Annotated in this window: 7 protein-coding genes; all 7 read left to right on the forward strand. The window is 48.3% G+C overall.

Going from position 1 to position 14248, the window contains the following annotated elements; all coding sequences use genetic code 11:
• Positions 1 to 1930: 1930 nt before the first annotated feature.
• The 7 genes from HNQ59_RS18635 to HNQ59_RS18665 all read left to right on the forward strand — a co-directional run bounded on the left by HNQ59_RS18635 (position 1931) and on the right by HNQ59_RS18665 (position 14064).
• Entirely contained in the window at positions 1931 to 2749 is an 819-nt protein-coding gene (locus HNQ59_RS18635) for an ABC transporter permease (RefSeq protein ID WP_184041902.1), read from the forward strand.
• On the forward strand, positions 2739 to 4148 hold the full coding sequence (locus HNQ59_RS18640) for an ABC transporter ATP-binding protein (RefSeq protein ID WP_184041903.1): 1410 nt from the start codon (positions 2739 to 2741) through the stop codon (positions 4146 to 4148). Before HNQ59_RS18635 ends, HNQ59_RS18640 begins: the two co-directional genes overlap by 11 nt.
• A gap of 4 nt (positions 4149 to 4152) precedes the next feature.
• Positions 4153 to 6765, forward strand: a complete 2613-nt coding sequence (locus HNQ59_RS18645) for a class I SAM-dependent methyltransferase (protein WP_184041904.1) — start codon at positions 4153 to 4155, stop codon at positions 6763 to 6765.
• 2 nt (positions 6766 to 6767) lie between these two features.
• The gene (locus HNQ59_RS18650) at positions 6768 to 10571 is read left to right on the forward strand and encodes a glycosyltransferase (protein WP_184041905.1); all 3804 of its coding nucleotides are present in this window, start codon (positions 6768 to 6770) and stop codon (positions 10569 to 10571) included.
• Positions 10572 to 10802: 231 nt separating this feature from the next.
• Positions 10803 to 11858: a glycosyltransferase family protein gene (locus HNQ59_RS18655; RefSeq protein WP_246491086.1), complete on the forward strand. Its 1056-nt coding sequence runs from the start codon at positions 10803 to 10805 to the stop codon at positions 11856 to 11858.
• Positions 11855 to 12955, forward strand: a complete 1101-nt coding sequence (gene wecB / locus HNQ59_RS18660) for a non-hydrolyzing UDP-N-acetylglucosamine 2-epimerase (RefSeq protein ID WP_184041908.1) — start codon at positions 11855 to 11857, stop codon at positions 12953 to 12955. Before HNQ59_RS18655 ends, wecB begins: the two co-directional genes overlap by 4 nt.
• The gene (locus tag HNQ59_RS18665; protein WP_184041907.1) at positions 12955 to 14064 is read left to right on the forward strand and encodes a glycosyltransferase family protein; all 1110 of its coding nucleotides are present in this window, start codon (positions 12955 to 12957) and stop codon (positions 14062 to 14064) included. Before wecB ends, HNQ59_RS18665 begins: the two co-directional genes overlap by 1 nt.
• Positions 14065 to 14248 lie beyond the last annotated feature (184 nt).

Consider the following 14248-nt stretch of genomic DNA (forward strand, 5'->3'; position numbering starts at 1 on the left):
GATCTGGACTTCGTTGAATCTCGCCTTGCGCATGTGAGCTCCTATCGCCCTCCATGCTAACTAATTCTTGGTATACCGTGGTGGGGAAAGGTCACTCAATTCCGGGGGACGTCGGTGTGGACGTTGTCAATGGCCTGCATGGCGAGGTATAATCTCTAGTTGAGCTTAAGTGATTTAGGGTCTTGGTGACGGGGCCTGCGTACCTTTTCTAAAGTCGGGCAATTCAGCGGGCTTTCTGGGTGTTACGGTTGTTTTTATTGATGGACGTGGGTTTGAGTTAATTCAGATAAGAAGGCTGTTGGTGTAAGTTTAAGTGCTTTAGTAGGTAAATATTCTCTTGGATGTTGAGATGTCATAAGTTGTATTGTCAGTGGTCTTGGCTAGAAAGCTTGTATGAATTTATGGAGGGTGACGTTGGCTTCATTGTCGACACTTTTTCGTTTCGTCGAGTGGGTTTGCCATGAATTCTAATGGGTCGGCCTATTTGGACGGTATTGGGTCTGGGTGGGGGGCATTTGTTTTTTTATTGGTAATTTGATGGCGGCGAAATAAATTTATCATTGTTGTCAATTTCTGCCTTCGGTTAAAAGACTTGCCAGCTCCTGGCTGAGTATCCTCTAAGTCTTGTAGATTCTTCAGCTCTAAAATTTAGAGCCATGTTGCGGTCATATTATTTTTAAGTAGATCATCTAAGTCATGATTGCCTACAAAGGTATCGCCTTTGTCGGAAGTTCTGGTGCTTGTTTGTATTTGGTTGGGTTGGTCATGGTAGAGCAGCGGCTTCCAGTTTTGACAGGCCCGCCATTTGCTACGGGCTTGGTGCGCTTGTGTTGATAGGGGTAGGCGATATTCTTATTGTTTGCGGATTTGCCGGATATGCTTTAACTCCTGTGCGTTGGTGGTAAGGGGTGCAGCTTAAAATACGACACTCAACTTGACTCAGATGGCTTGGCTTGAGTTTCTCTAATGAGTAATACTATCAATGGATGGCCAGCCTTCTGAATTTACACTGGGATATAACACTTTTTGTAGCCGAGAATTTTATCATCTGCGGCTCAGTTTTCAGTTCCGATGTGAGGGTTTTGGTGCATTTTTATGTCATGCGGTATTGCAAAGCGATAGAATTTGATTGGTGCGGCAATGCCGACGGGTGTGCCTGGTCAGCCTAAATTTAACCGCGCTATTTCCAGGCATTATTCTTGTGATCGGCAGTTGTTTAATACCGCTAAAGCCTTGGCTACATGCAGGGATCAAAGTTACTGATTTCCGTCAATGGGATCCTGAACAGGGTCAGCTTAACATAAAAATCATGGGTTGGAGCAATGCTTGGCTGGATGCTGGTTCATATATATCCCTGCCTAAATTTGGCCAATTTATCGCTACTATTGGAAAATACCAAGGCCTGGAGGTGATTCGTCTGAAGGAGGCTTTTTTCACCCAGGCTAAATCAATAATGGATGGTGCGAGGTGCTGGTTTAACCTTTGCCCAAGTATAGCCCCATAGCTGGTACTTATAGGGAGTTCTAGTGGAAAACATTTTCTGGTGCAGACAACTCTACTCACCATCACAGATGCCTTCTTTATTGGGCCTAAGATATCCGGTGATGAGCAATGTTTCTTTTTTGCAACTTGCAAACGAGCCTGCCTTGATGATGCCGGTGGTAAATTTATATGGTTTATATAAAGCATCTGCAGCTAGGGTGTCAAGAGGGAGTTGCGCGACCTCAATTTCTTGGTTCTGTTGCTCGGCGGCAAGCTGGTGCGCTGGTTGGGGATAGGGATTTTGATGCCACAGTTTATCTCCGACAAGGTCGCAAAGCTATCAGTCGGTGTGCGGGTGAGATTCTTTCTACGGAGAGCAAGCACCGGTTTAGTATCTCCGAAGACTTTTCCCTTGGTTTTGTGTAGAAGTTGCTGAGGTCTTTAGCTGATGCAAAATTTTTCCATTTCCCCAGCTGTAATGATTGCTAGCCTGTGGATCAATCGAAACCTTTTGGTAGGGCTGGTGCACAGGGAAATAATTGGTCGTTACAAAGGCTCCACTCTTGGTATCCTCTGGTCGTTTTTCAACCCTGTGTTGATGTTGGCTGTTTACACGTTTTTCTTTAGTGTAATTTTTCAAACACGCTGGTTGGGCGGATCGGGTTCAAAAACCGAATTTGCCTTGATACTATTTGCGGGATTGCTTGTATTCAATTTCTTTGCGGAATGTATGAATCGCAGCCCTAGTTTGATACTCTCGAATGTCAACTACGTCAAAAAGATTGTGTTCCCATTAGAGTTGCTACCGATTGTCGCTATGGGTAGTGCTGGTTTTCACTTGCTAGTAAGTTTTTTTGTGTGGTTGGGTTTTTATGTGGTCATATTTGGTATTCCTCATTTAGGAGTATTGTTATTCCCGGTTGTACTTGTACCATTGGCCCTGCTGACGCTTGGGTTTACTTGGTTTCTCTCATCGTTGGGCGTCTATTTGCGCGACGTGTCTCAGGTTGTGGGGGCGCTTGTACCAGTACTTATGTTTTTGTCTCCCGTCTTCTACCCGCTGAAGAGCCTTCCGGAAGAGTTTCGCGCAGTGGTCCACCTAAGCCCTATTACGGTTGCCGTTGAGCAGACACGAGAGGTGATGTATTGGGGAGGTTCGATTGACTGGTCAGCTTGGGGGGGATATCTAGTGATTTCCTGCATTATTGCATGGTTAGGCTTCGCTTGGTTCCAAAGAACTCGAAAAGGATTTGCTGATGTCCTCTAATGAATATTCGATTCGAGTCAACGAACTTGGTAAACGTTACGAAGTCTATGCTACGCCACGTGATCGGATGAAGCAGTTCATTGTCCCAGCGCTACAGCGTCTTTCGGGTTGTCAGCCCTCATCCTATTACCAAGAGTTTTGGGCGCTTCAGGACATATCATTCGAAATCCGGAAGGGCGAAGCATTTGGTGTCGTCGGTCGAAACGGTAGTGGCAAGAGTACACTGCTGCAGCTGATAACTGGAACTCTCGCGCCAACGGTTGGTACGGTTGAAACTAACGGACGGATCGCAGCGCTTCTGGAATTAGGATCAGGGTTCAATCCCGAGTTCACAGGGCGTGAGAACGTTTACCTCAATGCTATGTTGCTTGGTATGACGCGCGAAGAAGTCGAGGTTCGTTTTGACAAAATTGCTTCTTTTGCTGATATAGGTGCTCATCTCGATCAGCCTGTAAAAACCTACTCTAGCGGCATGCTGGTTCGGCTGGCGTTTGCCGTTCAGGTTCAAATCGAACCGGATATTCTCATTGTCGATGAGGCGCTTGCAGTTGGTGATGCGCTCTTCCAAAAGCGCTGCTTCAGTCGTATTGAAAAATTGCTTTCAGATGGTGTTACGCTTCTATTTGTATCTCATGATCAGGAGTCGGTCCGGACACTGACCCATCGCGCCATTTTGCTCAAGGGGGGGCGGGCTGTGTCGATGGGAACTGCATCGCAGGTACTGTTGGCCTATCGCAAGCTTCTACACGAAGAAGAGTCTGCGTACTTCGCGCAGCTCACTTCCAAGCCGTTGAATGACGGGGCTGCATCACCCATTGGAAGTGACAAAAAAGAAAATTTGGTTGTATTAGAGTCCTCAGAATTGACAGACAAAGAGTTAGTTCAAGATACGCCACTTGGTCGCATCGACCAGCTCTCTTTTGGCGATGGGGGTATCGAGGTTACTTCCGTAAAGACCTTCAATCGTGACAATGAACCCTGCTCAGTGTTCTATCCTGGCGATGTCATTCGTATTCATGTTGAATGCGTATCCCATCTTGAAACAGATTGCATTAACGTGTCGGTACGCATTCGCAATCGCGAAGGAGTCAAAATTTATTCATGGGGAACCTTGAATCAGGACATGCAGATTCTGGCAGGCCTTCGAGAAGGTGACGTTTTCTGGAAACGACGGATTCATGTCGGAGAGCGATTTGATGTCCGGTTGGAGTGCGACTGTACTCTAGGTCCGAATTTGTATGAAATCCAAGCGGCAGTCTCCTATGAAGGTAGACCAGACTACACCGCGCAGCGTCTTCTTCACTGGAAAGACGAAGCGGCATTCTTTCAAACACTTATTCGTCAGGACGAATACTTCTTTGGCGGCCTAAGTGACTTGCGCATGGTTGCAAAATGGTGAATGTATGGATGTTGAGGGTACGATTAATTACAAATCGCTTTCAGATGCCTATTGGCAGAAGTTGGATCGTGCAGGTGAGCGCAGTGGTGATCTAACTAGAATTGCTACACTGATTTCGGAAACCTGTGGCTATGGTTCTGCGATTGACATTGGCTGCGGGGAGGGGTTTCTAGTTGCAGAGCTGCTCAGTCAAGGAATTGATGCTTTTGGTCTCGATATTTCATCTGTCGTGGTTGAGCGCGCCAACTCGTGTTGGACGAGCCGCTTTTTCGAAGGTTCGGCTTTATCAATGCCGTTCCCGGACACCAGTTTTGATGTTGTGGTGTCTACCAACTGCCTGGAATATTTGGTGCCGGCTGATGTGTCCGTGGCTTTGCGCGAGATGTTTCGCGTGTCGTCTCAATATGTTTTTTTACAGATCTCCACAACTCATGGCCTAGGCGACCATTCGTGTCGGTCAGTTGAAAATCGTTCGTGGTGGGAAGCACGTTGTTTTGAAGCGGGTTTTCGTAAGCATGCACTCTATTATCGTGTCAATCCCTACGAGTCGCTGAATCAGGATGGCGAGCAAATTCTCATACTTTTGGAGAAGGTACCGGTCGATGCTCTGCTGAACTACGACCTATCCGTGCTTGTCGAAGAACGCTTGCTCCACACAGATATGTTGAGGGAAGTTGGTAGACGAAGCGATGCACATTGCATTCGATACCATAAGGCTGCCGAATTCATCCGACCGGGAGATCGGGTGTTGGATGTCGCGTGCGGACTAGGTTATGGCAGCCATATTCTCTATACGGCCTCACAGGCAAGATCAGTGCTGGGTGTGGATCTAAGTGATTTTGGTATTGCTTATGCTAGTGCTCACTATGGGCATGCGGACAATATAAAGTTTCAGGTTGGAGATGCTCAGGTACTTGACTTCCTTCCTGATCATAGCATTGATTTTATTGCGGCGTTTGAAACGATTGAGCATGTGCCCGATCCAATTGCATATTTGTGTGAACTCAAGCGCGTGCTTAAGCCTTCTGGTCGTGTCATGGTATGCGCACCGAACAATTGGGCAGACGAGACTGGCAAGGATCCAAATCCTCACCATCTACATGTATACACATGGGAGCGCTTAGTGGCCGAATGTGGTGAGTTTTTCCTGCTTGAGAAAGGCTTCCTACAAACGGCTGGTGGAGCGATGAAGTGCCACCATGCTGACAGGAAATGGATTGTCGCGCCTGTTGACCAATCTCCGGAGGAGGACGCTGAGTGGGTGTTGCTAATGGGCATGGCGGACCCCGTTGCTGGGGAGGGCGTGTCATATGAGGAAACAGCATGGGTACTGCCGACTGCCCCGGAGTTTCACGTGTCAGCGTTTGCGCGCGATTACCTTAATCCATGGCTAGTGAAGGGTATGGTATCTATTGGGATGCGAGCGCATTCTATGCCACTGCTCATCTCCATGCAAGAACGTGTTTTGGCATCCGCGGATCCTGAGTCAGTGGATTACGGGGCTGCTCTTTGCGGGCGGGTATATGCCTATGTGGAAACTGCGGGGAGGTCGGTCGAGGCGCTGAAGGATATTGAGTCAGAAATATGGCGTTATGCGGCAATTCCCAATCCTTCACCACATCAGCTCCGCTGGCAGGTCTCACTCCTTTTTGCTGGCGGAGAGTTTGCAAGGAAGCAAGGCAGGGTTGGTGACGCCATCTCCTACTATACGGAATGCATTGGTCGGGATGTGGCTGCCTATAGTCCCCTGCTTGGTAACAAAGTAGTCGATGCTTTTTATTGGTTGGCGGTGTTGTCCTTAAGTCGCCACGAAGAGAGCTTGGCCCGAACATACCTATTACAGTCTATTTTCAAGTCACAACAATTTGTATCTGGCTCTTGGTTGAATGTTATTGGGAAATCTGAGACACCCTTGCCGTTCGGTCTTGCTGAGCTGACACAGCTACTTGATAAAGCTTCACGTGCAGCTTACATGTTGGCAATGATTGATGGAGATAGAAATAGAGGTGGTAGGCTTTTTCAAGAGTCTATGGGATTTTTTGAGAGGCAGCTGATTGATCGCGATCACCGTCTGAATGATATGAGTCAGGCAGTCAATAAGTTGTTGGCTCTGGTGGCAGAAAAGGAACAGACCTGTCGGCGCTTTGCTGATGAGGTTATACGGCAAGATGCCCATGCTCAGGTGCTGGCGCACAAAGTGGCGGCGCGTGATGCTGATGCACAGGAGTTGGCTCGACAGGTTGCGGAGAAAGATATGCGAGCACAGGAGCTTGCTCAGGAGGTGATGAAGCAGGACGCTCATGCCCAGGCACTGGCACGTAAGGTAGTGGCGCGTGATGCTGATGTACAGGAGTTGGCTCGACAGGTTGCGGAGAAAGATATGCGAGCACAGGAGCTTGCTCAGGAGGTGATGAAGCAGGACGCTCATGCCCAGGCACTGGCACGTGAGGTGGCTGCGCGTGATGGCGATGTGCAGCAGCTGTCGGGAGAGCTAGTTCTAGCCCGCGCAGAGATCGTGCGCCAACTTGAAATCATAAAAAAGCAAGATGCAATTCTTGCGTATTTCCGACCGCGTTTATGGCCAGAAATTCTACGTAGGATGCTAAGGAAAAGTTGAGCATGAGCAACATAACTAAAATAGGGATTGTTATTGTTTCCTATAACGCGTCAGAGGCGGTCAGGGTTACCTTGGCGAGCGTCAGACGTGCATACAATGCCGCCGCATTCAAATTAATATTGGTTGATAATGCGTCGGAGCAGTCGGAGCGGGTGAAAATCCAGGCGGCCATGTCGCGACACATTTCCGAAGTTGGGCCTGCTTGGCGTTACATTGAGCAGGAAAAAAACCTCGGCTTCTCAGGTGGTAACAACATAGGTATCTCAGAGTTTCTGACTGACGAAGAGATTTCTCACATCTGCTTACTCAATAGTGATGTCATCGTCACAGATCACTGGTTAGATCGTCTTCTTGCAGCGGATGCTGATATCATCAGTGCAGTTACCAATAAAGCTGATAGTGAGCAATGTGTTCCTATTGACTATCATGTAGAACTCGATGAATGTCTGGACGAGGTATCGGAGGTTATTCGGGATAAGGTTTACCATCGTATTTCCGAGTTTGCAGATCGCTGGCATGGAGCCTGGAAAGGCAACCTTGTCGAAGCTGATGTTACATTCTTCTGTGTGCTGCTGACCAAGCAAGCGTGCAGCGACATAGGCTTGCTCGACGAGGTTTTTTTTCCGGGAGGCTTCGAAGATGATGATTACTGTCTACGTGCCCGGAAGGCTGGTTATAATATCCAACTTGCACGTGATGTTTATATCCACCACTGGGGGTCAGCATCATTTGGGCAGTTGCAGTACGAGTATTTCAGCACAAGGGCTCAACGCAACAAGGAGTATCTAGAGGGCAAGCATGGGATTGTGTGGCAGCGTAGACCTGAAAAGCCCATTGTCTCATTTGCTATGGACATCCAGTTTGTCCTAATGAATAGGGATCGTATTCCCCTGCAAAAGCAATTTATCGAGCTCTATTTGGGGAAAATTACCAATCAAATCAATTATTTCGAATCTGAATTTTACAATCTGCGGAACGCACTGGCGTCCAAGACTGGTTTTGTCGTGCCTGAGACATTGGCGGGGCAGGTGAAGGCCGCAGAAATTTTTGGTGATCTGAATGCGCAATGGGACGATATTGCACAGCGTGCAAAGGTGCTGTTGACACAGGGCAACAATGGAAGCTCGATAACTGACTCTATGGTGCCTGATCTTGAACATATTGTGATAGGTATCCACGACAGAGTTGAATGCAACTTTGCCATTCATGCATTTATTACAACGTCAAATCAACCTGACAATATAGCGACGCCTGACATACCGCCACCGGTTGCTGTCGCGCCAGTATTTGCAACTCGCCCGACAACTCGCTTCGGTAAATTTCTTTGGGTCCTGCGTAGAGGGCTGGAATTTATCCTGCAATTTGATGGGATTGTTTTCTTTGGGGGGTACTTTTACCCAGAGCGCCAAAGTGACGGTTATTTCCAACGAATACAGATTGTAGATCGTATGTTTGCTAATCGTTGGCGTGTCTACGTTGAGAGTGATGAACTGCGGGGGCGTAACATTTGGTTCGACCGTCCTGAGCCGAAGGTACTGGTGTTGCGGATCATTGGCACGAAGAAACGTAGAATGCTTGTCCGCTTGTTGGCACTGGTGGCCGTTTTGCGAAGCCGGAAGATCTACTTCCACAGCGTGCTGCGAATGTATGACAATCGTTTTGGCCGCCTGCTGCACTTACCTTTCATCCGAAAGGCGGTGGATATCCATGGTGTAGTGCCAGAAGAGTTTCGGATGCACAACGATTTCTTTAGCGCTGTTTTGTATGAGAAAGAGGAGAAACTTGCTGTAGAAAAAGCAGGTATCGTGATTGTCGTAACTGATGCAATGAGACAATATTTTCAGCAGAAATTCCGTGATGCACTGAAGGCGAAGATTGTTTCTTTCCCGATATTTCCAAATTTTGTGCCGATGCTCGCGTCACGCCCTCTGGTTGATGGCAAGCCTATAGTCGTTTATGCGGGGGGGATGCACAAATGGCAACAGGTGCCAAAGATGATTGATGCAATCATCAGAACTGCAGATAGCTGTAGCCATCGCTTCTATTGCCCCGAACCGCAGTTGGTGAAAGCTATGTTGCCAACGCCGGTGTTGGATATTGTAACAGTTGAGGCGAAGACGCATGCTGAACTCCTGGTCCTCTATCCTGAGTGTCATTATGGGTTTATCCTTCGCGAAGACATCATTGTGAATCGGGCCGCATGTCCGACTAAACTTGTCGAATACCTTGCCATGGGTATCGTTCCTATTGTGGATAGCGAAGATATCGGCGACTTTAAGGCGTTAGGTATGCGTGTTATCCACCTGAATGATTTTCTCGCTGGAAGGTTGCCAGGCGAAGCGCAGCGTGCCGAAATGGCAGCACTGAATTTTGGTGTCTACGAGCGCCTGAAGGAAGTACGGCATGCTGGTGCGACAGAGATTCACACATTTCTCACATCGGACAGCAGGGCTGGGGTTTCTTCGCTTTTGGAGTGGTTTCGTCGCATACTTCCGCCGGAAACTTTGGTGGGGCGGATGGCGAGACGGATCTGGCGTACTTTCTCATCAGAAGCGCTTACATCTATGTCATCAGCCAGTGCCAACACTTTTCAGGCAAGTGTGTTAGCTGACGACAAGTCAAAATGCTTGTCACCCTGTGATATTTTAGTGCAGGTCGACAATTTCGAAGCAGGTGGACTTGAGAACGTAGTTATTGACCTGAACAATACCCTCTCACGAGCCGGTTATCGTGTGGTACTCCTGGTGCTTGGGACTCAAGGTGTGGCGGTAAAAACTGCCCTTGACTTGGGCCAAACAGTTGTCTGTTGTTCATATTCGCAGGACTCGCATGCTGCCTTGCTTGATCAGTTGCAGCCGAAATTGATACTAGCGCATTACTCGTTTAGGGGAGTTGCTTTATATCACCAGAAGGCAATCCCTTTTGTGCAGGTCGTACATAACATCTACATGTGGTTCAATGAGCACCAGCGTCGCGAATTCGCGGAGACGGCAGCTATGACTACTGCATTTGTTGCAGTATCTGATCACGTTAGAAGCTATAGTATCTCTCGTCTTGGAGTTGCACCTGAAAAGTGCACCGTAATACCCAATGGTATCGATTTTGAGCCGTTTAATACGGTGGACAGTTGTGGCGCACGTGCTCGCTTGCGCGCCAAGTATGGTATGGCCGATGATGAGTTCGTTTTCCTGGATGTCGGTGCTATCAACCATCAGAAGAACCATTTAGGGGTGGTCAAGGCATTTGAAATAGCTGCACAAGTTTGTACAAATGCGCGTTTGGTTATTCTCGGCCCATGCTATGAGCCTGTGTTGTTGCAGGAAATACTTGCTTACGTTGAAATACAGGGCCTGCAAGGCAAGGTGCTTTATTGCGAATCAGCTCCTAGTGCCCATGAGCATATGCTTATGTCAGATACGTTTGTTTCAGCGACCTTTTTTGAGGGGGGGCCGCTGACTTTACTTGAGGCAATAGCCGCAAATATACCGGTTATTATGCCGGCTGTCGGATGTGCCTCTCATTTTGTGGGGCGAAAGGGCATACAGTTGGTTGAACCCGTTTATGACATGATTCATTTCAGCGGCCAAATATGGGAGATGAAATCAACTCCGGCATTTGAGCAACGGCTTGCAGATGCGATGGTAAGCACTTGGCTGAATCCTGCGCGCCCTGACTTTTCGGCAACAGAATTGGCTATGTTTGAAAAGGGACGTGCATACGAAAGCTATATACGGTTGATTACAGAGATCATCACGAAAGGCGAATCTGTCCTAGAGGAAAATTCATCGGCCTTAGGCCTCGTCTAGGTAGCTGGCTATATGCTCGCTTCACTTTATGCCTTTGCTCGAAGCTGTTTTTGGGTTCTTCCTGCTCCGTTACGGAACCAGTTACATGGTGTTCGTCACTCTCTGGTGCGCTGGTTCCGAAATCAACCCCGTAAGGCAGTATGGAGAGTAGGGGATCTGGGTTGGCCCGAGTTTCGAGATGTTGTCTTGCATAGAGCCAACTACCGAGCGCTCATCATTTTCGAGCCCAATATGGACTGGGGTGTCTTGCTTTTCCAGCGCCCCCATCACATGGCACTTGCCTTGGGTCGTGTCGGTTGCCTTGTTATTTTCAAGACCAATGGGGATGATATAGCGGGATTTAGGCAAGTAGGTATGAATGTGTGGATCGCTAATGACCCAGCGGTAGTCAATATCCGCAATGCTGCACATGTTTTTTACAGTACTTCATTGCTGGCGGCCGCGGAAGATATTTTTGCAGCGAGCAAGCAAGGAATTGTGATTTATGAATACATCGATCATATTGATGCTTCAATATCCGGAGGGAGAAGTTCTCTCAGGCGTCTTCAGCATTTGAAGCAAGCAGCATTTGACGGTGCAGCTGACATCATTGTGTCGTCAGCGGCGGCGCTCCACAGAGAGGCAATTGCCCAGTGTGGAGAAGGGCAATGTGTCCTCATTCCAAATGGTGTGGATGTCCAGCACTATCAGGATGTGCGGCATCTGAGCGTTACACTTCCAGAGTGTTTAACTGTCTTTAAGAAAAAGCACCCCCGCATCATCGGTTATTTTGGAGCCATCGCTCCTTGGCTATGGTATGAAGTAATTGAGGAAGTGTCTGCTCTGATGTCGGATGTGGGTTTTGTATTCATTGGGCCGGACTACAGCGGCTGTGTGCCACAACTGCCGCGAAGTGCTAATACTCTCTATCTTGGTGCGGTTGACTATGCTGTTTTGCCCGCATATGCACGTCTATTTGACTTGTGCTTTATCCCATTCAGGCCAGGTGAGGTCGCGCGGTCAACTTCGCCTCTAAAATTATACGAGTATTTTGCGCTTGAGAAGCCAGTTGTTGTTACCACTGATATGAATGAATGCACCGCGTTTCCCGAGGTCTTTGCGGGCAGCAACTCGGCAGAGCTTGTTGAGGCAATTGATCGCGCTTTCGGTGTTTGTAATGACACAGTATATCGAAATCGATTGCGAGCCTTGGCTGACGTAAACGATTGGAATATCAGGGCGGCAGCATACTTAACTAAGTTGGACGAAAAATGTCAATTGACCGACTCATCTCAGATTTATCAATGAAAAAAAAAGTGCTATGTGTTGTGGGTACTCGCCCCGAGGCTGTAAAAATGGCACCGGTGATTTTGGCGTTGAGGAATGAACCCTGGGTAAATGCGCGCGTTCTAGCAACAGCCCAGCATAGGCAAATGCTGGATCAGGTCAACAAGTTTTTTGATATAGAGCCTGACATCGACCTTGACATCATGCGCCCCAATCAAGCGCTCACTACCTTGACAGCTCGGTTGTTGCTTGATCTCGATGATGTTTTGCAAGCAGAGAGGCCGGATGCAGTTTTGGTTCAAGGCGATACCACAACAGTTATGGCGGTCGCTCTTGCATGCTTTTATCACCGTATCCCCATTGGACATGTTGAGGCTGGGTTGCGTACTTGGGATATGCAAAATCCATTTCCAGAAGAAGCCAACCGGGTGATTGCAGGAAAGCTTGCCCGCTGGCATTTTGCACCGACAGAGGATTCCAGGCAGAATTTACTCAAGGAGGGTGTCCCTGATTCTGAAATCATCGTGACTGGGAATACTGTTATTGATGCATTGTTGATGACAGCGGCAAGGGACTTGGTGCTTCCCATTTCGCTTGATCCCTCCAAGCGATTGGTGTTGGTCACATCCCACCGGCGGGAGAATTTCGGGGAGCCATTCCACAGTATTTGTCGTGCACTACGTACTCTCGCTCAAAATAATCCCTCAGTACAGTTTCTTTATCCGGTGCATCCAAATCCCAATGTTAAGAATGTGGCATACGAGTTCTTATCTGAGTTGCCCAACTTTACGCTGTGTGAACCACTGGACTACGCACCATTTATTGCCGCTATGAAGCGCGCTTACATCATTCTGACTGATTCGGGTGGTGTACAGGAGGAAGCTCCAGCTCTTGGTAAGCCGGTGCTGGTATTACGTGACGAGACCGAGCGACCGGAAGCTGTTGAACAAGGTGTAGTCAAGTTGGTTGGACCCAATTACGAGCGCATTGTTGAGGAGGCACAACGCTTGCTTGATGATGAGGCTACTTACGAGGCCATGGCGAGAGGTGTCTCACCCTATGGCGATGGGCATGCGGCGGAACGTATCGTGAAAACACTCCGTGAGTATTTTGCCTGATGCGTCTTGTGTATCTGTCGCCTGTAACTTGGGAGAGTTTTGCTCAACGGCCACATAAATTTGTGGAGTGGTTTCATGGCCGTACCGGTGGGTCGGTATTGTGGGTTGATCCTTATCCCACTCGCTTTCCAAGTTGGAGGGATCTTTGCCGCTCAGGTTTTTCTGCTTCCACCAACCCGAGCGGCAGTTTTCCCCCGTGGCTCACGGTACTGAAGCCGGGTGGTCTTCCCATTGAGCCGATATTGGGCTCTGGCTATATAAATGGACTCATGTGGCGGCGCCACTTGTACCAAATTGACAACTATGCAGAAGACAGCAGCACCTTGCTGGCCGTTGGAAAACCCTCGGTTCTTGCGTTACAACTTCTAAAACGCTTGCCGCATTGCCTATCTCTGTATGACGCAATGGATGACTTTCCTGCGTTCTATACAGGCCTCTCTCGCTTTGCCTTAATTCGGAGGGAGCGTGAAATTGCATCGCGAGTAAACATCATCTTGGCATCGAGTTCAGAACTCAAATCTCGGTGGGTGAATGTTCATAGTGATGTGCGCTTGGTGCATAACGGGCTGGATTTAATGGCGGTTCAGCGGGTGGGGCCGACGATGACATCTTCCCCCCAAAAAGTCTTCGGCTATGTTGGAACGATAGCCTCCTGGTTTGACTGGGGTTGGGTGTGTGCCTTGGCAGCAGCTAGGCCAAACGATGAAATTCGCCTGATCGGCCCTGTGTTTGAGCGACCGCTTGGCAAGTTGCCTGCTAATATCAACTTGTTGCCTGCTTGTGATCACGTAACTGCATTGAAGGCCATGAAGCAATTCCATGTTGGATTGATTCCTTTCAGGAAAAACGCACTTACTGCCTCTGTGGATCCAATCAAATACTATGAGTACCGTGCACTCGGTTTGCCTGTAATCTCAACAGATTTTGGTGAAATGAGCCTAAGGACATGCGTACGCGGGGTGTTTATCACTCATTCAGCGCATGATGTCTCTGGTGTAGCTGACGCCGCAATTCAATTTGGTAGAGATGTGGGCGATGCGAGCGCATTTGCAGTACAAAACACATGGGAGGCGCGCTTTGATGCTGCTGAACTTTTCTCACAATTATGATTTGATCGTGGCTGAAGGTGATATTAGGTTAGGTGTCAGGTTCCGCAAGATCATAAGATTTTCTGTTAAACAACGCAGCTCGCTCGGCATACTGACCTTTCCCCGTTAGGTATCCCAGTCTTTAATTAGCAACCTGGGTCCTCTGTTGGTGGTACTTCTGCCGGAATTCTTCCGGCGTTAAATA

This window comes from Chitinivorax tropicus, assembly GCF_014202905.1.
Lineage (GTDB): Bacteria > Pseudomonadota > Gammaproteobacteria > Burkholderiales > SCOH01 > Chitinivorax > Chitinivorax tropicus.